The following is a 21,659-nucleotide window of genomic DNA, read 5'->3' as shown; positions in this document are numbered from 1 at the left end:
TCCTTGCCATTGCCCATGGGGGCCGCCTCATCCCTTCAGGCCCGTGGTCGCGATGCCTTCGACAAGACGCTTCTGGAAGAACAGGAAGACAAGGAAGACCGGCACGAGCGACAGCGTCGTCATGGCGAACATCGAGCCCCAGGACGATTGCCCCGACGCATCGAGGAACTGCCGAAGGCCAAGCGAAACCGTGTAGTTCTTCTCGGCATTGAGATAGAGAAGCTGCGAGAAGAAGTCGTTCCACGTCCAGATGAAGGTGAAGATCGTCGTCGTCACCAGTGCCGGCATCATCAGCGGCAGGATGATCAGCGTGAAGATCTGGAACCGATTGCAACCGTCGACCTTCGCCGCCTGTTCCAACTCGAGCGGAATGCCGCGGATGAACTGCACCATTAGGAAGATGAAGAAGGCATCGACCGCGAAGAACTTCGGCACGATCAGCGGCAGGAAGGTGTTGATCCAGCCGAGTGAGTTGAAAATGATGTATTGCGGTACGACGGTGACATGGAACGGCAGCATCAACGTGCCGATCATCAGGGCGAAGAGAATGCCCTTGAAGCGGAAGTTGATGCGCGCGAAGGCATAGGCCGCAAGCGAGCAGGACAGCAGATTGCCGACGATCGCACCGACGCAGACGATGAAGGAATTGAGAAAGAAGGTTGAAAACGACGCGCCGGTGCCGAGCGTCCAGCCTTTGATGTAGTTGGAAAAATCGAGGCTCGTCGGGATCGGGTTGAGATTGGAGAATATCTCTCCCTCTGGCTTGAACGAACTGCCGATCATCCACAGCAGCGGATAGAGCATCAGAAAGGCGCCGGCGATAAGCACGACATGCAACAGCCAACGCTTGTCCCGGCGTTTGCGCCTCATCCTGACCGGGTTTGCTGCAAGGCTTGCCATCTCCGACTACCTCTCATCCTCGTAGTGAACCCAGTATTTGCTGGAAAGAAACGCCAGCGCGGTGAATACGCCGATGATGATCAGAAGTACCCAGCCCATCGCCGAGGCATAGCCCATCCGGAAATTTCCGAACCCCTGAAGGTAGAGGTAGAGCGTATAGAACAGCGTGGAATCGAGTGGCCCGCCCGTGCCTCCGCTGACGATGAAGGCCGGCGTGAAGGCCTGGAACGAATTGATGATCTGCAGGATCAGATTGAAGAAAATCACCGGCGTCAGCATCGGCACCGTGATCATCCGGAACTGCTGCCATGGACCGGCGCCATCGACGATGGCCGCTTCGTAAAGCTCCTTCGGGATCTGCTTCAGCCCCGCCAGGAAAATGATCATCGGCGAGCCGAACTGCCAGACGTGCAGGATGATCAAAGTCCATAACGCCGAGTTAGGCGAAGATACCCAGCTCGCGCCCTCGATGCCGAAAACAGCGAGAACCTGGGCGACAATGCCGCTCGGACCGAAGACCTGCCGCCAGAGAATGGCGATCGCCACGCTGCCGCCTAGCAGGGACGGCACGTAATAGATGGCGCGATAGAGTCCCAACCCCTTGATCTTCGAATTGAGCAACATGGCAAGCGCCAGCGCGAAAGCGAGATTCAACGGCACGGCGAAGGCGACATAGGTGAAGGTCACCCTCAGCGAGGTGAGATAACGGCTGTCCATCGTGAACAGCCGGACATAGTTCATCGCCCCGATCCACTTCGGCGGGTTCAGCAGGTTGAAATTGGTGAAGGAGAGATAGAGCGACACCAACGTCGGGCCCGCCAGGAACAGCAGCATGCCGATGATCCAGGGCGTGAGGAAGAGATAGCCCCAGCTGTTGTCGCCGAGCTGTCTTCGACGCTGCCGGGGGCGCTGCAGGGGAGAAGATGAGGCCAGCGCTGCAGGTAGCGCGCCGTGTCGCGCTGCCTGCATGTCGCTTTGACGTTGGGAGGACGACATCAGTTCAAAATGATCCCGGCTTCATCGAAGAACTTGGTGACGGTATCGGCGACGTTGCTCTGGCCGAAGGCTACTGCCTGGTGTGACCGCTGCATCAGGTCCTGCACCTGCCCGCCGGTCGTCGGCCAGGTGACGCCGGGCGCGGCGGTATGGTCCTGGGTGTATTTGATGACGTCGGCCATGCTCTGCTCGATCGGTGAGACATCAGGCAGGATCGACTCCGCAACCTTCGCCGATAGCGGTACGCCGCGCGCCATCAGCTGGATCTTGGCGGCATCGGGGTCGTTGGTCACGAAGTTAAGGAAATCGACGGCCAAATCCTTCTGCTTCGAAGCGGCGTTGACGAAGACCTGCATGCTGGCATTGATAAAGGCACCGAAGGTCGGCCCGGACAGCGCCTTGCTGTTGATGCCGTTGGGGACGACGGCGCAGACGAGCTTGTTCTTGGTCAGCGCCTGCAGCGATGATGCGATGGAGCTGTTGACCGGATACATCGCCGCCTTGCCGGTGATGATCGGCGAGGTCTCGAAGCCGCCTTCGGCTGCTGTGATCTCTGCCGGCGGCACGCCGCCAGCCTTGCGTAGATCGTCCCAGAAAGTGAACCACTCCGTCAGCTCCGCTTGTTCGAAACCGAGTTGGCCATCCGTCGTGAAGGTGGACTTGCCGCGCTGGCGCAGGAAGAATTCGAACGGATAAAGTGAGCGTGTTCCGGCCGGCGCCCAAATGTCGGCGGAACCGTAGACCTTGCCGCCGCTCGCCTTGGTGATGGCCTTGGCCTTGTCCGCATATTGATCCCAGGTCCAATCCGGCCCCGGCAAAGCGACATTGGTGTCCTGGAATACTTTCGTGTCGAGGAAGTAGCAGCCACAGGCCAGTCCCCAGGGGATGCTATAGAGCTTGCCGCCGACCTTGATGGTTTCAACGACGCTCTTGTTGGCATCGACGAGATTGATCTTGTCGCTGGCTATTGCGTCGTCCAACTGCAGCAAGCGACCAGAGGCGATGAGCGCCTCGCGATTATCGGAGATCTGCATGATGTCGGGAGCGCTGCCGCCGGCGAACTGGGTGGAAATCTTGTCCTGGTAGCCGATGAGGCCGCCATATTGCGCATCCATCTTCAGGCCAGGATGCTTGGATTCGAACAGCTTCAGGAGCTTCAATGTCTTCTGGTGCCGATCGTCGGACCCCCACCAAGCGACGAGCATTTCGGCAGCTCCCTGCGCCCGAGCGATCTCGGGCAGGAGCCCGCTTCCGGCAAGCATCGCTGCGCCGAGCAGCAGGTTCCGGCGACTAAGCTCGCCTGCAAATGTCGCCAAATCGTCCGCGGTCTTATTCTCGGCCATGATGTCGATCCCCTCCTCCTGGCTGTTCAGGGTGCGGACATCGTCTCCTCCCGATGCCCAGCGCTGAATGCATGGGATTCTTTGATCACATTCCCGGACCGGTATCGAATGGTTTGCGGATGCTTTTCCGCATCGTGGAATTCTCGTGTAAAGGCTGACGACTGCATCAGGATTTCCCCTAGTTTGGCGACGCAGATCAACCGAGACATGAGTGAGCGATATCCATGGCATTGGAACCCTGGTACAAGACGACGCTGCGCTGGGCCCAGACGAATCTCGTCGAAATCGACCCGGCGCGCTATGACGAGCAATGGTGGCGGGAGCATTGGCGCAAGACGCGCATCCAGGGTGTAATCGTCAACGCTGGCGGCATCGTCGCCTACTACCCCTCCGAATTCCCACTGCACCATCGCGCCGAAACGCTCGGCGAACGCGACCTCTACGGCGAGATCGTCAAAGCGGCCCGTGAAGAAGGGCTGAAGGTCATCGCCCGCATGGACTCCAACCGTGTGGCGGAGGATTTCTATCGCGCGCATCCGGATTGGATCTGCATCGACATCGACGGCAAACCCTATCGCCAGGCCGACAAGTATGTCACCTGCATCAACTCGCCCTACTACAGCGAATACCTCCCGAAAATCATGGAGGAAATCATCGGCCGCAGCCAGCCCGATGGCTTCGCCGACAACAGTTGGGCCGGTATCCCACGCAAGAACATCTGCTACTGCCAACACTGCACCAAGCAATTCCGAGAATGGTCAAAAGTCGAGCTGCCGCGCCGCCACGACTGGGCCGACGAGAGCTATCGCCTCTGGATCCGCTGGAACTTCAAGCGGCGCACAGATCTCTGGGAACTCAACAACAGGGTGACCACCAAGGCCGGCGGAGAGCATTGCGCCTGGATGGGCATGATCAGCGGCGATGTCCTGAACAACAACAACCGCTTCATCGACCTGCCGTCCATCCTCGCCCGCAGCCCGATCGTCATGCTCGACCATCAGCGCCGCAACACGACAGACGGCTTCGAGGACAATACCGAAGTCGGCAAGCGGCTGCACGAAGTCGGTGGCTGGGACAAGCTCATTCCCGAAAGCACGCCGCAATATCAGCTCGGTTCACCAGCCTTCCGCCTTGCCAGCATGCCACCGGCCGAAGTGCGGCTCTGGTCGTCCTCCGGTTTTGCCGGCGGCATCCAGCCATGGTGGCACCATATCGGCGCGCTGCACGAGGACCGGCGCCAATACAACACCGCGGAGCCGATCTTCACCTGGCATCAGGCCAATCAGGACATCCTCGTCAACCGCAAGCCGCAGGCCGATGTCGCCGTCGTCTGGTCGCAAAACAATCATAACTTCCACGGCCAGGATCAAGCCAACGATCGCACGATGAACCCCTATCGAGGCGCCACCCGGGCGCTCGACAGGGCTGGCATCACCTATCTGCCCGTTCATGCCGACGATATCGGCAAGGCGGCGGGCCGCTTCGGCGTGCTGATCCTGCCCAACCTTGCGGCGATGTCGGACACTCAAGTCGCCGCCGTCGAAGCCTTCGCCGCCCAGGGCGGATCGGTCATTGCCTCATCGGAAGCGAGCCTCTACGGCGAATATGGCGACAAGCGCGCCGATTTCGCTCTGGCGAAACTCTTCGGCGTCCATGCCAAGGGTGGCAGCCGCGGCGCTCAGGAGCCGGCAAACCCCGACATCGAAACCAGCTTCCGCCACACCTATCTGCGTCTTTCCCCGGAACTCCGCGCCAAGGTACACGGCCCGAAGGACAAGACCGCGCCGGCCGCCGATGGCAGCCGCCATCCTGTGCTTGCCGGGCTGGACGGAACCGATACCCTGCCCTTCGGCGGCTACCTGCCTGTCGTCAGCGTCGACCACGACGTCAAGGTATTGGCCACCTACATTCCGGATTTCCCGATTTATCCGCCGGAAACCTCCTGGATGCGCCAGCCCTATTCGGACCTCCCGGCCATTACCGTGCGCGAGACGGCCAATGGCGGCAAATTCGTCTGGTTCGTCGCTGACCTCGACCGATGCTATGCTCGCGACGAACAGTTCGAACATGCCAAGTTGATCGCCAATGCCGCGCGTTGGATGCTCGGTGACCGTTCGCTGCTGAGCCTCGAAGGAACCCATGGCTTCATCACCGCGACGCTCTACAGTCAGGATAGCAGGCAGATCATCCACCTCAACAATCGCATCCTGACCTCGCGCGTGCCGGGCCGGCAGAACGAACTGCTTCCGATCGGCCCGGTGACCGTCCGGTTGCGGAAGGAGCCCGGCGCAGGCAATTCCGCCGAAGTGTCACTGCGTGTAAGTGGTCGGAAGGTTGCGGCAAAATCCGAGGGCAACGAACTCGTCATCGAGGTCGGCGACGTACTCGACCATGAGGTCGTCGTGGTCGATTGGTCACGGTGAAATCGGGGAACCTCTCCCCTCTCCCCGCACGGCGGGGAGAGGGTTAGGGTGCACGGAGGCCAGGCAACGACGGCGGTGCCTCACAATCACCAAATAATTGATTGAAATAAGCTTTCGAAAATTCTTCTCCCGGACGGGAGAGGGAATTATCGGTGCCCGCTTTATCCCGGCATCGCCCCACCGAGAGCGATGGTCAGCTCCCGCGCCGTCTCCGCCACCAGCCGCCCGAGTACCGGAATACGCTCCATCGGAATACGCGACGGCAGTCCCGACACGGAAATCGCGCAAACACTTTCGCCTTGGTAATTGTACACGGCAGCCGCGACGCAGCGTAGGCCGGTGACGAATTCCTCGTCATCGATGGCGTAGCCATTCTCGCGGATCGTTTCGAGGTCAGCCTCCAGCGCGGGACGGCGCGTCAGCGTGTTCGCGGTGAAGCGGCGCAGGCCGGAGCGCGACAGGACAGCCGTAATGTCGTCCTGTGAATATGAAGCAAGAATGGCCTTGCCCATGCCCGAGGCCGGCATTGGCACGCGACCGCCGATGCGGTTGATGGCACGGGCGATTTCGCGGCTTTCGACCTGGTTGATCAACACCACTTCGCCATCCTCGACAACGCCGAGATTGGCCGTCTCATGAGACTGGTCGCGCAGGCGACGCAGAAACGGTAAGGCCGGTGCCACGAAACTGCGCTGGCGGGCGAAAGCCGAACCGATGGCAAAGGTCTGGCGGCCGATATGCCAAAGGCGGTCCGTTGGGTTGAACTGGATGAACTGACGCTGCTCCAACGTCGTCAATAGGCGGTGCACCGTCGATGGCGCAAGGCCGGTGCGACTGACGAGATCGGTCAGCCGGTTGCCTTCATCGTCCTCCCCCAGGACTTCCAGCAACATCATAGCCCTCTCTACGGATTGGACGCGACCGTGAAGATCCTTCTCCTCCATGAATGCCATCACTCCCTTTTCGACCGAATGAATCCGGGCACGATCACAGGCATGCCTCGCCCACTCACGGCCGAGCGCCTGCAACATCCCCATCGATTGAAATATCCTCCCGAATGGCGGCTTGGTCTGACATCCGGTTCAGCCTTTCAGGCCGAGCGGATGCGGCCATCAACCAAGTCGTCACGTGATGATGGTAGCGCTACCGTCTTTGGCCGTCAACGGCTATGTTTTCATTCGCCGATGGACGACAGGAGGTTTTGGAAGATTGTTTCAGCGGAAAAAATCGGGCGGAATACCCGATATTACCAGGTTCCCCTGGCGGGATTCCGGGCGAGACCTCCATGACGGTCGGTGCTGCCGCGTTTCATGACTTGGAAGCCGAGATCGACGACCTTCGGGCCCGCCTCATCGCCATCGAGTCGGCGACGCAAGGCCAGCACGGCCTCATGACCGGATTCCCAACGCGGGCTCCGCACGCTGCTCAGCGAAGGATGCGCCGCCTCCATGATGTCGAAGTCGTTGAAGCCTGCAATACCGAAATCCTCCGGCACACGGATGCCGCGCTGCATGCATTCGAACAACACGCCGAGCGCCATGCTATCGTTGTTACAGAAGACGGCATCCATACGCGGATCGGCTTCCAGAAGGCCGCTCAACAGCTTACGGGCGCCGAGCGGGGTAGCGAAGCTCATTTTTTTCTCGTCCTTGTGTTCGTGCACCGGCTGGCCTGTAACGATCGGCGTTATCAGCTTTGGATTGTACATGCCCGCTTCTTTCAACGTATCCGTCAATCCGGCGAGGCGCCCAAGGGAGCGGCTGTTCATCCAGCCGCTCAGGAAACCGATATTGCGATAACCGGCCTCGATTAGATGACGCGTAATGGCCCGGCCGGCCTCGTAGTGGGAAAAACCAATCACCGTGTCGATCGGATCGTCCGTCAAATCCATGATCTGGATGACCGGGCATCCGGCATTTTCCAGCATGGTGCGGGATCTGGCATTCTGATCGGTGCCGGAGATGATCATGCCGGCCGGTTTCTGTCGCAGCATCTGCCCGATCAGGCGCTCCTCCTCATCCTCGTTATAATGGGTGTTGCCGACCTGTATCTGCAAATTGCTGCCGTCGACACCGTCGTAGACACCCCTCAGAACGTCTGAGAAGATGTTCTGGGTCAACGAGGGAACAAGGACGCCGACCACATCGGTCCGGATCGAGGCCAAGGCGCGGGCATTCAAGTTCGGAACGTAGTTCAGTTCGCGAACGGCGTCATCGATCATCCGCCGCAGTGCTTCGGAAACCTGAGTGGGATCGCGCAGTGCCCGTGATACGGTAATGGCCCCGACACCGGCGCGGCGCGCCACGTCGGCGATTGTAGGACGGCCGTCGGTCCGGCGACTACGCAAATTCATTCCCCCAAATGCTCGAATGCAGACCCCTTGCCTTCTGCACGAAGACCAATCGTAAGGCAGGTCGGCCCGTGTTCAAAGCCGGTTTGTGAAATTCGCCACAGGCATTCGAAATGCGCTTGACGACCCTAATTGGTAGCGCTACCGTAACTGCGCGTTGCTCGTCAACTCACCTAAGCCAATAAAAAATCAATAAAATTTGTAGGGAAGAGATGCGACGCCTCGATAGAGGAGGATTCGAGCGTGACATTGACCAGACGTACCTTTATGGGCCGTTCCGCCGCCGTTATCGCCGGCGCCGGCCTGGCTGCCAATTTCGCAATGCCGGCAGCGGCGCAGAATACCACCGAGCTTAGACTGGCCTTTGCCGCCCGCGGGCTGCGCACCATCGACCCGGCTTTTTCCATCCAGGGCGCCGACGAATGGGCGATCATCCACATCTTCGACCAACTGATCGACGTGCCGCTCGGCCATTTCCCCGACAGCATGGATGAGGTTCAGCCGAATCTCGCCGAGAGCTGGACCATGTCGCCGGATGCCAAGACCTGGGCATTCAAGCTCCGCCAGGGTGTCAAGTGGCACAAGGGCTATGGCGAGATGACTTCGGACGATGTGCTCTTCACGTTCGAGCGCCTGCGTGATCCCAAGCAGCTCGCCGCCAACCACGTTCTCTTCAACAATATCGCCGATGTGAAGGCCGATGGACCCTATCAAGTCACCTTCACTCTCAGCCAACCCGATCCGCTATTCCTCGTCGGCCCCCTTGGTCATTTCTCATCCAGCATCGTGCCGCGCAAGGCGGTGACCGAGAAGGGCAAGAATTTCGAAAAGGATCCGATCGGCACCGGTCCGTACCAGCTCGTGAGCGTCGAGAGCGATCCTTCGCAGGGCGTCAAGCTGACGGCCAATCCGGAGTATTTCGGTCCGGCGCCGCTGACCAAGGACCTGCATATTCTCTACATCGCTGACACGACGGCCCGCACGCTGGCGCTGTTTTCCGGCGATGTGCATATGATCGAGGGCGTACGCGCACCCGGTTGGGTACCGTCGATCCAGCAACGCGGCGCCGGCTATCATTATGATGTCGCTTCGCCGGGCAGTATCTTTACGGTTTCGTTCAATATGAAGGTAAAGCCCTTCGACGATCACCGCGTCCGCCAGGCCATGGCCTATCTGATCAACCGCGACGAGATCGCTGCAGCACTTGCCCCCGTCGGCCTCAGAACTTACGGCATCAACCCGCCGTCCTATCTCGGCGGCTTTACCGCGGACACCATTCCCGCTGAAGTGCGGTACGACTACAGTCCCGACAAGGCGAAGAAGCTCCTTGCCGATGCCGGCCTGCCGAGCGGCTTCACCTTCAAGGCCGACACCTCGCAACGCGAGGACTATCAGTCGATCATGCTGATCATCCAGCAGCAACTACGCGTCGGCGGCATCGAGATGCAGCTCAACATCAAGGATCATACCGCGTTCCATGCCGATCAGGGCAAGGACACCAACACGCTCTACCAGCGTTCTGCCGCCTATCCGCCGGTTCCGACGGTCGCCATTATTGAGCAGTTGAGCAAAGATGCGGAAGTCAAGGCGGACGGTTCCGGCGGTCCGAATTTCAGCCACTATGGCGTCGTCATCCCTGGGATCGACGATATGCTGGCGAAGGCACAGGACGAGCCGGACATCAACAAGCGCATCGAACTCGTGCATGATATCGAGGTCAAGTTCCTGACAGACATGCCGCTGCTGCCGATCTGCGACAACGGCTACATGCTTGTCCGTGCCCCGAACGTCGATCTCGGCTACGAACTCAAGTCTGGCTACGCCCATTGGCGTCTGACGAAGACGAAGATTACCTGACGGTAAATTGACGGGGGGGCTGACCCACCCTCCGTCGCAACCGAATTCAAAACGCCCGGGAGCCTCGCTTTCGAGTGAAGTGGTTTTTGCGCCTGTGCGATCCGATACGACCGGACCGCAAGCCTCATATCCGCGGTGCGGAGCTTAGTCTTATCTTACGAGGAACTCTTGATATGGGCATTTTTTCAGCCATCACGATCGTCCTTAGCGACGACGATGCATCCGGGTCCGACGCCGTTCGCTGGGCGACGGCTGAGCTGAAGCGGACGCTGGACAAACGTGATGTCGCGACAACAATCGCCGGAACAGCGGGGCCAGGGCTCAACATCGAAATAGCGAGCGGTGCCCAGTGTTTCCCGCCGAAGATTTCCGCGCCTCGTCCTGAGAAAGAGGAATCCTTCGCGCTCCACCGCGAAGAGAACCGGATCCTCGCCTGGGGGGCGGACGAGCGCGGCCTTGTCTATGCTTTGACGGAATTGGCCGACCGCGTTCGTTATGCCGACGGCGAGGATTTGTTCGCCGGCACCTTCCCGCTCGTCGAGCAGCCCTCGGCGCGGGTGCGCAGCATGGCGCGGCTGTTCTGCAGCGAGGAGGAGGACAAGGTCTGGTTCTACGACAAGCAGCAATGGCGCGATTATCTGACCATGCTTGTCTCGAACCGCTTCAACCGCTTCGCCCTGACGCTCGGCATGGGCTACAACTACCCCTACCACAATCCCTGGATATCAGACGTCTATTTCTATTTCCCCTACCCGTTCCTGCTGCAGGTTCCAGGCTACAAGGTGGATGTCATCGAGCTTTCCGAGGAGGAGCGCGATACCAATCTGGAGATGTTGAAATTCGTCGCCCGCGAGGCGGCGAAACGCGGGCTGGAATTCCAGCTCGCACTCTGGACGCAGCGCTATGATTTCGACGACGTGCCGCGCGCCAATTATACCGTCCGCGGCGTCACCAACGATAATCTTGCCCCCTATTGCCGCGATGCGCTGACTCTGCTCCTGAAAGAAGTGCCCGAAATCACCGGCCTGACCTTCCGTGTCCATGTCGAAGGCGGCATTGCCGAGGGCGATTATGGTTTCTGGCGCGAGGCATTCGCGGGTGTCGCCGCCGCCGGCCGGCCTGTCGAGATCGACATGCACGGCAAAGGGCTCGACCATGAGATGCTGCAGATCGCCCGGCAATCCGGCATGCCCTTCGCCGCTTCCCCGAAATACCTCGCAGAGCATATGGGACCGCCCTACCACCAGTCCGCCATCCGCAACAAGGAGTATCCGCCGGAAGTGGCGCGCAGTGAGCGCGAGCAACTGAGCGAAGGCTCGCGCAAATTCCTACGCTACAGCTACGGCGACCTCCTGACCAAAGACAAGGACTACAAGGTCATCTACCGCATCTGGGCGGGCACCCAGCGCGTATTACTCTGGGGTGATCCGGCCTTTGCCGCCGGCTACGGCCGCAGCTCGATGTTTGCGGGCTCCGACGGCGTGGAATGGTGCGAACCGCAGAGCTTCAAGGGACGCATGGGCACCGGCATCCCCGGCACTCGCTTCAACTACCAGAAACACGGCATGCCGACCCGCTACGACTGGCAGAAATACGACTACCAATACCGTGTCTGGGGCCGTCTGCTCTATTGTCCGGAAGCGCCGCGCGAAAGCTGGATGCGCTATCTCGAACACGAATGCGGCGATGCGGCCGAGGCCTGCGAACAAGGTCTCTCATGGGCGAGCCGCGTTTTGCCCCTCATCAGCCTCACCCATGGTCCTTCCGCGTCCAACAACCATTATTGGCCGGAGGTCTACACCAACATGCCGCTGATAGAAGGAACCGGGCAGCGCGCCTACGGCTTCGACATGGAAGGACCTGTCCGTTTCGGCAACGCGCCGACCTTCGATTCCTCTCTCTTTGCCAATCCGCGCGAATACGCCGAACTGCTGCTCGCCGGTAAGGAGTCGCACCGCTATACGCCGCTCGATGTTGCCGACTGGCTGGAAAAGATGGCCGACGGCTGCGATCAGGCCGTATTCGGTGCCAAGAAGACCGCGAGCTTCGGCAAGCCGGCTGTGCAGCGGATGATCGTCGATATCCAAATCTGCGGCGGCATCGCCCGTTTCTTTGCGGAGAAGTTCCGCGCCGCCTGTTGGGCCGAGCTGTTCATTGCCACCAAGGTGTCGAAACTGATCGAGCCTGTCATCGACCATGCCCGCCGCTCGGTTATGGCCTGGCAGACAGCCGCCGACGTCTCGCGCGACCTCTATCATGACGACCTCACCTATGGACCGCAATCCTGGCTGCGTGGTTCCTGGCACTCCCGCCTGCCGGAAATCCAGGCGGAGATCCTCGATCTGGAATCGCTCCGCGGCGGCGGCAAGACGGAATCCGTGCAGCCGACGGCCGCGGTGCAGGCGGCAATCGATGCCCTGATCGGCCGTAACCCTGTGCTGACGCAAACATTCAATATCGAAGCGCCGCTCGCCTTCAAGCCCGGCGGTGACTTTACAGTCCGTGTCACAGACGCGGTGGACGAGGCGCCGGTGCTTCACTATCGTCATATCAATCAGGCGGAACGCTGGAAGGCGATGACGATGACGCGCAACGGACAAGGCTATTCAGCCGTGGTTCCCGGCGACTACACGAACTCCAAGTTTCATCTGCAATATTTCATCAGCGCGAAGAAAGACGGACGCGCCGTGCTGTCGCCGGGGCTGGAGGAAAACCTCGCGAACGAGCCGTATTGCACGGCATTGCAAATCTAGGAGCTTACGAACATCGGGCGCGGGCAGGCGGCTGTCCCCGATGCCAAGCCGTTTTGAAACCACCGATCGGAGACGGAGGGAGCCGTTTCCCATCGGTGGCGTGGAGGAGATGGAACTATGGCTCGATACTTATTGCTGCGGTTGCTGGACGCGATCCCGACCGTTCTCTTGGTCCTGACGCTGGTGTTCATCGCCATGCGCATCCTACCAGGTGATCCGGCGATCGCCGCGCTCGGCGACATGGCAACCGCCGATCAGCTCGCGCAATTCCGCGCCAAGATGGGCCTCGATGCGCCGCTCTGGCTGCAATATATCCATTTCGTCCTCGGTGCCTGCACGCTCGATTTCGGCAAGTCGATGATGACCAACCAATCGGTGCTCGGTCTGATCGCCTATAACCTGCCTTTTACGATCGAGCTGACCGCCGTCGCCATGCTGATTGGCACCGCCATCGGCATCCCCTTCGGCGTCGCTGCCGCCACCCATCGCAATGGTGTGCCGGACAGCGGCATGCGCGTCTTCTCGCTCATCGGCTACGCCATCCCCGACTTCTATCTCGGGGCGTTGCTGCTGATCGTCTTCGCCCTCAATCTCGGCTGGTTCCCGATCAATGGCGGCGGCAGCAATTTTCTGGATAGCCTCTATCACGTCTTTTTGCCGGCACTCACCCTCGCTCTCGTCAAGGCCGCATTTATCGGCCGGTTGACGCGCACGTCGCTGCTAGAAGTGCTCGGCAAGGACTATGTGCGCACAGCCCGCGCTAAGGGTGCGGGCGAAACCCGCGTCATCTACCGCCACGGCCTGCGCAACGCCCTGCTGCCGTTGACGACCGGCATGGGTCTCAGCCTGCTGACGACACTTTCCGGCTCGGTCGCCATCGAGATGGTCTTCAACCGGCCGGGCATCGGCAAGCTTCTGATCAACGCCATCGCCGAGCGCGACTATGCCGTCATCCAGGGCGGCGTCATCGTCTTCGCCATGGTCGTCGTTCTCGTCAATCTGGTGATGGACCTTCTCTATATCGTGGTCGATCCGAGAATTAGGGTGAAGTGAGATGACGCTGACCATCGATCGCGATCTCCCCGAGATCGCCCCTGCTCCGACTTTCTCCACCCACCTGCAGCATCTGCTCTTCGGCCGGGTGTCCACCATCTTCTCGCTGCTGCTGATCGTCATCTTCGTCGGGGTCGCGCTCCTGGCGCCGTTGATTGCACCCTATGATCCACTCGCCCAAAGCTTCCTGGCGATCAATAAGGGTGCATCGGCCCAGCATTGGCTTGGCACCGATCAGTTCGGCCGCGACGTGCTGTCACGCATGATCTACGGTTCGCGCAACTCGCTGATCTTCGGCCTCGTCTCGCCGCTCCTTGCCGCAGCGTTCGGTACCACGCTCGGCGTCACGGCAGGCTTCTTCGGCGGCACGCTCGACCGGCTGGTATCGCGTCTGATCGATATTCTCCTTGCCTTTCCGGAACTGCTGCTGGCGATTATCATCGCCGCGGTTCTGGGCGGCGGTTTCTGGAATATCGTCGCCGTCATTACCGTCGCCTTCATTCCGGGCTTTGCCCGGGTCGCCCGTGCCTCGACGCTCTCCGTCAAGCAGGAGCCCTATGTCGAAGCCGCGATTGCCGCCGGCGTACGCACGCCCGTCATCATCTTCCGCCATGTCATCCCCAATATCGCCGCGCCGATCGTCGTGCTGATGACGCTGTGGGTGGCTTCGGCCATCCGTCTGGAAGCGGCGCTGAGCTTTCTCGGCATCGGCACCCAACCGCCGAACCCGAGCTGGGGCAACATCATCCGCGACGGCCTCAACAATATGTTTGGCTCCTCCTGGCCTATCATCAGCGCTGGCTGCGCCATCACCTGCGTCGTGCTCGCCTTCAATCTGCTCGGCGATGCCGTGCGTGACGTGCTGGACCCGGAGACTGCCTCATGAAACCACTGCTTAGGGTCGACAATCTGGCGGTGGAAGTGAGCAGCAAGGCGGGCAAGGTGCGCCTCATCGACGCCGTCAGCTTCGAGATCGAAGCCGGCGGCGCGGTCGGCATTGTCGGTGAATCCGGCTCCGGCAAATCGATAACGTCGCTGGCCATCATGAGGCTGATCCCGGACCCGCCGCTGAAAATCGCCGAGGGTCGCATCGAGTATGACGGCATCAACCTGCTGGATCTGCCGCGCTCGAAAATGCCGGAGATCCGCGGCCGTGATATCGCGATGATCTTTCAGGAGCCAATGAGCTCGCTCAATCCGGTCATGACCATCGGCGACCAGATCGGCGAGGCGCTAAAGCTGCATTCCCCCGGTAGCCGCGAGCAACGCCGTGCCCGCATCATCGAGTTGCTTGGCCTTGTCGGAATTCCCAAACCGGAAGGCAGGCTCGACGCCTATCCGCACCAGTTCTCGGGCGGCATGCGCCAGCGCGTAATGATCGCCATGGCGGTCGCCTGCAATCCGAAGCTTCTGATCGCCGACGAGCCAACGACGGCGCTTGACGTCACCATACAGGCGCAGGTGCTGGAGCTGATGCACAAGATCAGGAAGACGCTGAACACTGCGGTGCTCCTCATCTCCCACGATCTCGGCGTCATCGCCGATGTCTGCGACCGGGTGATCGTCATGTATGCCGGCCGGGTGGTCGAGGATGCCGACGTCCGCTCGGTCTTCCGCGCGCCGGCCCATCCCTACACCCGCGCTTTGTTGAAATCGATCCCGCGCCTCGGCGGCGACCAGACGCGCCTGTTTCAGATACCGGGTTCGGTTCCGGCGGCGGGCTCGGTGAAGCGAGGCTGTCCCTTCTATGCCCGCTGCACGCTCCGCATCGACCGCTGCGCAGCCGAAATGCCGCCGATGTTTTCCTTCGGCGCTGCGCACCGCGCCGCCTGCTGGGTAACGTCGAGAGAAATGTCGGCGACACCTACGAAGGAGGTGGTGAAATGAACGCCATCCTGCGAGCCGAAGGCATCAGCAAAGTCTTCTCCGATGGCGGCGGTCTGTCGTTCGGCACCCCGAAACAGGAAGTTCGCGCCGTCGACGATGTCGATCTGGAAATCAAGCGCGGCGAGACGATCGCGCTGGTCGGCGAATCCGGCTGCGGCAAATCCACACTGGGACGACTGCTGCTCAGGCTGATCCAGCCGAGCGGCGGCAAAGTCTGGTATGACGGCACGGAGATCACGGCACTTTCCAGCGAAGCGATGCGCAATATGCGCCGCAAGCTGCAAATGGTATTTCAGGACCCCTATGGATCGTTGAGCCCCCGCCGCTCGATCGCGCAGATCGTCGCCGAGCCGCTGGATGCTTTCGGAATGCTCCACTCCGCAAAAGAACGGCGCGACAAGGTGGCAGATCTCCTGACGCAGGTTGGCCTGACTCCGGCCTTCATGGATCGCTATCCGCGGCAGTTTTCCGGCGGCCAGCGCCAGCGCATCGGTATTGCCCGCGCGATCTCGGTCGAACCCGATTTCATCGTCGCCGATGAACCGGTCTCCGCGCTCGACGTTTCCGTGCAGGCGCAGATCATCAACCTGATGCAGGATCTGCAGCAGCAGAAGGGCTTTTCCTTCCTGTTCATTGCCCATGATCTCGCCGTGGTGCGCCATATCGCCGACCGGGTGGCGGTGATGTACCTCGGCCGAATCGTTGAGATCGGCCCCAAGAAACTGGTCTATGACCTCCCGCAGCATCCTTATACGCAGGCCCTGCTGTCGGCCGCTCCCGAGCCGGATCCGGATCTGAAAAGCCGCCGTATCATCCTAGAAGGCGACGTGCCGAGCCCGACAAATATGCCGTCAGGCTGCGCCTTCCGTACCCGCTGTCCCCTCGCCAAGGATATCTGCAGCGCAGAGCGACCGCCGCTCCGCGAAGTCGCTCCCGCTCAATGGGCCGCCTGTCACTTCGCCAAGCCCAATCCGATCCCGCTCAAGGCTTGAGAGGCACGGGGTTTTCCGCCAGTCTTTGTCGAGCAGGCATTGGAAACATCGGAGGACAAAATGACTCTTCAGGGAAAAATCGCCCTGGTCTCGGGCGCCACGCGCGGCGCCGGCCGAGGCATTGCCGTCGAATTGGGAGCCGCTGGCGCGACCGTTTATGTCACCGGGCGTACGACGCGCAACCATCAATCCGATTACGCCCGCCCGGAGACCATTGAGGAAACAGCGGAACTGGTAACGGCAGCCGGCGGGCACGGCATTGCGGTGCAGACCGACCATCTCATTGCCGACGAAGTACTACGGCTGGTCGAGCGCATTCGCGCCGAACACGGGCAGCTCGATATTCTCGTCAACGACATCTGGGGCGGCGAAAAATTGTTCGAATGGAACAAATCGGTGTGGGAACACAATCTGGATACCGGCCTGCGCCTGCTGCGGCTCGGCATCGATACGCATCTGATTACCGCGCATTTCGCCCTGCCGCTCCTGATCGAGCGCCGCGGTGGTCTATTGGTCGAAGTGACCGACGGCACCGCCGAATACAATGCCGACCACTACCGGCTTTCGCCCTTCTACGATCTCGCCAAGGTGGCTGCGACACGCATGGCCTGGGCGCATTCCAAGGATCTCGCTCCCTATGGTGCAACCTCCGTTTCGCTGACACCTGGCTGGCTGCGGTCGGAAATGATGCTCGAGGGCTATGGTGTCAGCGAGGACAATTGGCGCGATGCCACCGCCAAGGTCCCGCATTTCATCATCTCGGAAACCCCACGCTTCGTCGGTCGTGCCGTCGCAGCGCTTGCCGCAGATCCGGATCGCGCCCGCTGGAACGGTCAATCGCTTTCCAGCGGCGGCCTTGCGCAGGTCTATGGCTTCACCGACCTCGACGGCTCCCGCCCGGATGCCTGGCGCTACGTTCCCGAGATTCAGGATGCCGGCAAGCCGGCGGACGCGACCGGTTATCGCTAAGTCGCCGATCCACCCTCGACAGAGCGTCTCGCAGATGCGAAGAAGCACGAGAGTTTCAGCGCGATTGAGAGGCGTTCAAATGAGTAGCTCGCATCCGGAAATCTACCTGGTTCGGCATGGACAGACGGAGTGGAGCCTGTCCGGCAGGCACACCGGGCGAACCGACATCCCTCTGACATCAGCCGGCGAAGACGCCGCCCGCAAAGTCGCCGGCCGCCTCCCCGCCATCGATTTCGCCGCGGTCTGGTCGAGCCCGTCGCAGCGCGCCAAGAGCACCAGTGCGCTGGCTGGCTTCGGCGATGCGCGTGTCATCAAGGACGATCTGGCGGAGTGGGATTATGGCGCCTACGAGGGCATCACCACCAAGGAAATCCTGGCTCAGCGTCCGGGCTGGCAGCTGTTTCGCGACGGATGTCCCGATGGCGAGACAGCAGAGGATGTCGGTGCAAGAGCCGATCGGATCATCAGCCAGCTTCGAGAGTTGAACGGCACCGTCCTGATCTTCTCCAGCGCGCATTTCCTGAGGGTCTTCGCCGCCCGCTGGCTCGGCCTGCCGCCGCAAGACGGCGCACGCCTCGTGCTCGACACCACCAGCATCAGCGTTCTGGGCTACGAACACGACGTGACGGAGCCGGTCATCCGCCGCTGGAATCAGGTTTAGTCAGCCGCGCGATCTTTGCCGCCGCGGCGTCTGCAGCCTCGGGTGCCATGCGTGCTATGCCGAACAGCAGCCCCGGCCGCGGCGGGCCAAGATGCAGGGCAGACATGGCGCGAAGTGCGAAGCCTTGGGCATTGATCCTCTGCACAATCGCCCGGTCATCCACGCCTGCGTCCCGGAACCAGGTCGCCAGTTGCAGCCCACCGGTGCCTTCGCCGATCTCGAGCCGGTCTCCGCAATGGCGGCGCAACGCGGAAACAGCTGCTGCCATGCGCGCAGCGTAGACCACATTCATATGTCTCAGATGAGTGCGAAAGCGGCCCTCGCGGATGAAATCGGCAAGAGCGGCCTGGATATGGATCGGCACGACGGCCCCTCTCAGCCGCTGCGCGGCCGCAGTCTCCGACACGAGCCAGGACGGCACGACAGCGTAGGCAACCCGCAGTCCCGGCGCGAGCGTCTTCGAGAAGGTGCCGAGATAGGCAACCACCTCCCCCCGATCGATACCTTGCAGCGCGGCGATGGGGCGCGAGGCATATTGGAATTCGCTATCGTAGTCGTCTTCCAACACCACCGAACCATTGGCGCGAGCGAATTCGAGCAAGGCCAGACGGCGCGGCAGGCTCATCGCCACACCGGTCGGATATTGGTGAGAGGGCGTGACGTAGATCAGCCGCGGTGGCGGACCGACAGCCTGGGCGACATTGATGCCAGCCTCGTCGCATGGCACCGGCACGAGATCCGCACCCGCCATCCGCAACAACGCTTGCGCCGTCCCATAGCCTGGCTCCTCCATCCAGGCGACGGTCCCATCCCGACGATCCGGCCGCAGCAGGACGCGTGAGAGCAGATCGATGGCGGCTCCGGTCGAAGGAACGATGAGCAGTTGTTCGGGACGAGCGATCACGCCGCGCGTGGTGGAGATATGCTCGAGGATCGCCTCCCGCAATTCGCGAATACCGCTGTGAGCGCCATAGCCAAGATCGTGAACCCGAAGCGAACGGCCGCGAGCGCCGAGGCAACGCGCCCAGGCGGCATGCGGAAAAGCCGCAACATCCGGCACGCCGGGCTCGAAGAGGCCGCCCACGTTAGCCTCGATCGCCGGCATCGGGCTCTGCGTCGTCGCCGCGACTTGTCCCTGTAAAGGTGGCGTAGTGAAAGCAGCGACGCGAGTCGCAGCACCCGTCGTCGATTGCAGATAGCCCTCCGCTTTCAGCCGCTCATAGGCGTTGACGACGGTGGAGCGCGCGACGCCGAGCGAGACCGCCAGCCGCCGTGTCGACGGCAGCCGTTGCCCCGGCGGCATCTGCCCCCGGAGAATGCGATCGCGCATCACGCGATACACTTGGCCTTCCAGGTCGCCTGCGGCCCGATCCAGCGCCGGCCATTGTGCAACAGATGCCATAACATCGCCTCAAGTGGTCTGCTAAAAATGGAAAAACTGGCTGTTTATAACCTACCTCTTTGGCAGCAAAGATCAAAGGATACCAATGAGGAAACCATGGCTGATCTTTATCCGCCGCAGTCAGACGACTATCCGACCGCTGAACGCTCGCGCGTGCGGCGGGAACATCATCGCGGCAGCCATGCCCGTGCTGACGTCTATACGGTTTTGGACGCTGTACCCCTCTGTCACGTCGGCTATGTCATCAATGGCGCGCCCTATGTGACGCCGACGCTGCATTGGCGCGAAGGCGACCACGTCTATTGGCACGGCTCCGCCGCAAGCCGCTTTCTGCGTGCGGCAGAGGATATGCCCGTCTGCCTCACCTGCAGCATCTTGGACGGCTATGTGCTCGCCCGCTCTGCCTTCAACCATTCGGTCAACTACCGTTCCGCCATGGTTTTCGGTACGGCCCGCCTGTTGGAGGATGCCGAGGAGAAGGCCGACGCACTGCGCCGCTTCGTCGAGAACCTGTTTCCGGGCCGATGGGATAGCCTGCGGCCGATGACCGGACAGGAATTGAAAGCGACATCGGTATTGCGGATGGAAATCGAGGAGGCGACGGCCAAGGTCCGAAGCGGCCCGCCGGGCGATATCGGCGAGGCGGATTTTCCCGTCTGGGCCGGCGTCCTGCCGGTGCGCAGCCATTTGGTTCCAGCGGAAGCCGCGCCTGGATTGCCCGATGGGATAGAGCTACCCGAACCGCTCGCGGCGCTGATACAATCGGGACGGATTCGATAGATTGTCTCCGCATTGATACCAAAGGACTTTGATATGGACCTCGCGAATTGGAACGGCGTGTCGCGCCCCGAACGGATCACCCTGGAAGGCCGCTATGCCCGACTGGAGGCGCTCGACATGGCGCGTCATGGCGCCGACCTCTACGCTTCGGCGCGAGCGCCCGGCGCGGAGGATCGCTTCCGCTATCTGTTTGAGCAAGCGCCAGCCGATCTTGCCGCCTTCACGCCCTGGCTTGAAAAGGCTGCTGCCAGCACCGATCCCCTGTTCTTTGCTACGATCGACAAGCGGACCGGCAAGGCCGAAGGCCGGCAGGCGCTGATGCGTATCGATCCCGTGCATGGCGTCATCGAGATCGGCAGCATCCTCTGGGGGCCCGCGATCGCCCGCAGCCGCGTTACCACCGAAACGCTCTTTCTCTTCGCCACGTACGTCTTCGACACGCTTGGCTATCGCCGCTTCGAGTGGAAATGCAACAATCTCAACGACCCGTCAAAGCGCGCCGCTGAGCGTTTCGGCTTCACCTTCGAAGGCATCTTCCGCCAGCACATGGTCGCCAAGGGCAAGAACCGCGACACCGCCTGGTTCGCCATGATCGACGCCGACTGGCCGCGCCTGAAGGCCGGTTATGAGCGGTGGCTACGCCCTGAAAATTTCGACGAGGCCGGGCAGCAGAAGAGCAAGCTGACGTTTGAGTGACGCCTTATCCTCTCGGCACACGTCTGCGGTCTTAAAGCGACTTTCGAAAATACACCACGCGTTCGGTTTCCTCGAAACCCGAGGCGATATGAAATGCGTGGCTTTCCACGTTGTCGAGCAGCGCATCCGAGCCAAATTCGCGGCATCCGGCAGCGCGTCCCCAGGCGGCAACCGCTTTGCAGAGCGATCGCGCGACGCCCTGCCGCCTATGCCCAGGCAGCACATAGATACCCTCGAGGAAAAGCACCGGAGACGTCTCGCAGCCGTTGACATAGTCGTGCCGGAGTGTTGCCTCCGCAAACCCCACGACATCCCCCGCCTGCCCACAGGCAAGGTAGGCAATGGCGTTTTCATTCGACAGAAGCTGTGTCAGCTCGGCACGATGATATTCGATCGAGCTTTCCGGCCAAAGTTCGGCACGCAGACGCGACCATGCGTCCAGATGTTCGGGATTGACTTCCTCTATCCGCATGGCTCGACCTCCAACAATCCGAGAAGCCAATTTATCAGACTGGAATTGATCATCGGAAGATTTCGCTTCCTCGCCCACAATCATCGCGGTACATATCGCGCATATTTGCGCGCCAACCCACCCGA

The 21,659-nt window shown here is 61.1% G+C and carries 18 protein-coding genes; 11 read left to right on the top strand and 7 right to left on the bottom strand.

Annotation, left to right across the window (positions count from 1 at the left end; genetic code table 11):
- Window positions 1-27: 27 nt before the first annotated feature.
- The 3 genes from FHT86_RS01175 to FHT86_RS01165 all read right to left on the bottom strand — a co-directional run bounded on the left by FHT86_RS01175 (window position 28) and on the right by FHT86_RS01165 (window position 3,239).
- A complete protein-coding gene (locus FHT86_RS01175; RefSeq protein WP_133705041.1) occupies window positions 28-900 on the bottom strand; it encodes a carbohydrate ABC transporter permease in 873 nt (290 codons plus the stop codon).
- A 6-nt stretch (window positions 901-906) separates the two neighbouring features.
- Entirely contained in the window at window positions 907-1,734 is an 828-nt protein-coding gene (locus FHT86_RS01170) for a carbohydrate ABC transporter permease (protein WP_246779439.1), read from the bottom strand.
- 161 nt (window positions 1,735-1,895) lie between these two features.
- Window positions 1,896-3,239 carry an ABC transporter substrate-binding protein gene (locus FHT86_RS01165; RefSeq protein WP_166656715.1) on the bottom strand — a complete coding sequence of 448 codons (1,344 nt, stop codon included), beginning with the start codon at window positions 3,237-3,239 and terminating at the stop codon, window positions 1,896-1,898.
- 224 nt (window positions 3,240-3,463) lie between these two features.
- Here FHT86_RS01165 and FHT86_RS01160 point away from each other — a divergent pair, with 224 nt between their 5' ends.
- Window positions 3,464-5,662 (top strand): alpha-amylase family protein, encoded by a 2,199-nt coding sequence (locus FHT86_RS01160; protein WP_133705038.1) that lies wholly within the window; start codon window positions 3,464-3,466, stop codon window positions 5,660-5,662.
- A 161-nt stretch (window positions 5,663-5,823) separates the two neighbouring features.
- Here the strand turns inward: FHT86_RS01160 and FHT86_RS01155 are convergent, their stop codons facing one another.
- A complete protein-coding gene (locus tag FHT86_RS01155) occupies window positions 5,824-6,699 on the bottom strand; it encodes an IclR family transcriptional regulator (protein ID WP_246779354.1) in 876 nt (291 codons plus the stop codon).
- A 209-nt stretch (window positions 6,700-6,908) separates the two neighbouring features.
- Entirely contained in the window at window positions 6,909-8,015 is a 1,107-nt protein-coding gene (locus FHT86_RS01150) for a LacI family DNA-binding transcriptional regulator (protein WP_133705037.1), read from the bottom strand.
- A gap of 240 nt (window positions 8,016-8,255) precedes the next feature.
- On the opposite strand from FHT86_RS01150, the gene FHT86_RS01145 reads away from it, so the two are divergent.
- From FHT86_RS01145 to FHT86_RS01110, 8 genes are all read left to right on the top strand, one after another.
- On the top strand, window positions 8,256-9,869 hold the full coding sequence (locus FHT86_RS01145) for an ABC transporter substrate-binding protein (protein WP_133705036.1): 1,614 nt from the start codon (window positions 8,256-8,258) through the stop codon (window positions 9,867-9,869).
- 173 nt (window positions 9,870-10,042) lie between these two features.
- A complete protein-coding gene (locus FHT86_RS01140) occupies window positions 10,043-12,622 on the top strand; it encodes a hypothetical protein (RefSeq protein ID WP_133705035.1) in 2,580 nt (859 codons plus the stop codon).
- A 117-nt stretch (window positions 12,623-12,739) separates the two neighbouring features.
- On the top strand, window positions 12,740-13,675 hold the full coding sequence (locus FHT86_RS01135) for an ABC transporter permease (protein ID WP_133705034.1): 936 nt from the start codon (window positions 12,740-12,742) through the stop codon (window positions 13,673-13,675).
- 1 nt (window position 13,676) lies between these two features.
- The gene (locus FHT86_RS01130) at window positions 13,677-14,561 is read left to right on the top strand and encodes an ABC transporter permease (RefSeq protein ID WP_133705033.1); all 885 of its coding nucleotides are present in this window, start codon (window positions 13,677-13,679) and stop codon (window positions 14,559-14,561) included.
- Entirely contained in the window at window positions 14,558-15,562 is a 1,005-nt protein-coding gene (locus tag FHT86_RS01125; RefSeq protein ID WP_133705032.1) for an ABC transporter ATP-binding protein, read from the top strand. The genes FHT86_RS01130 and FHT86_RS01125 overlap by 4 nt, the downstream gene beginning before the upstream one ends.
- Complete coding sequence (locus FHT86_RS01120) at window positions 15,559-16,554, top strand: ABC transporter ATP-binding protein (RefSeq protein WP_133705031.1); 996 nt, start codon at window positions 15,559-15,561, stop codon at window positions 16,552-16,554. Before FHT86_RS01125 ends, FHT86_RS01120 begins: the two co-directional genes overlap by 4 nt.
- A gap of 60 nt (window positions 16,555-16,614) precedes the next feature.
- The gene (locus FHT86_RS01115; RefSeq protein ID WP_133705030.1) at window positions 16,615-17,523 is read left to right on the top strand and encodes an SDR family oxidoreductase; all 909 of its coding nucleotides are present in this window, start codon (window positions 16,615-16,617) and stop codon (window positions 17,521-17,523) included.
- A 79-nt stretch (window positions 17,524-17,602) separates the two neighbouring features.
- Window positions 17,603-18,184, top strand: coding sequence for a histidine phosphatase family protein (locus tag FHT86_RS01110; RefSeq protein WP_133705029.1), 582 nt, complete (start codon window positions 17,603-17,605; stop codon window positions 18,182-18,184).
- Here FHT86_RS01110 and FHT86_RS01105 read toward each other — a convergent pair.
- A complete protein-coding gene (locus FHT86_RS01105) occupies window positions 18,159-19,586 on the bottom strand; it encodes a PLP-dependent aminotransferase family protein (protein WP_133705028.1) in 1,428 nt (475 codons plus the stop codon). The two genes, FHT86_RS01110 and FHT86_RS01105, sit on opposite strands and share 26 nt — an antisense overlap.
- 96 nt (window positions 19,587-19,682) lie before the next feature.
- On the opposite strand from FHT86_RS01105, the gene FHT86_RS01100 reads away from it, so the two are divergent.
- The gene (locus tag FHT86_RS01100) at window positions 19,683-20,366 is read left to right on the top strand and encodes a pyridoxamine 5'-phosphate oxidase family protein (RefSeq protein ID WP_133705027.1); all 684 of its coding nucleotides are present in this window, start codon (window positions 19,683-19,685) and stop codon (window positions 20,364-20,366) included.
- 33 nt (window positions 20,367-20,399) lie between these two features.
- Entirely contained in the window at window positions 20,400-21,062 is a 663-nt protein-coding gene (locus FHT86_RS01095) for a GNAT family N-acetyltransferase (RefSeq protein WP_133705026.1), read from the top strand.
- Window positions 21,063-21,093: 31 nt separating this feature from the next.
- Here FHT86_RS01095 and aac(6') read toward each other — a convergent pair whose 3' ends face one another.
- On the bottom strand, window positions 21,094-21,534 hold the full coding sequence (aac(6'), locus tag FHT86_RS01090) for an aminoglycoside 6'-N-acetyltransferase (protein ID WP_133705025.1): 441 nt from the start codon (window positions 21,532-21,534) through the stop codon (window positions 21,094-21,096).
- Between the last annotated feature and the right edge of the window lie 125 nt (window positions 21,535-21,659).

Origin of the sequence: Rhizobium sp. BK313 (genome assembly GCF_014193655.1) — a bacterium.
Taxonomy (GTDB): domain Bacteria; phylum Pseudomonadota; class Alphaproteobacteria; order Rhizobiales; family Rhizobiaceae; genus Rhizobium.
This window is presented reverse-complemented; position numbering and strand designations above follow the sequence as displayed.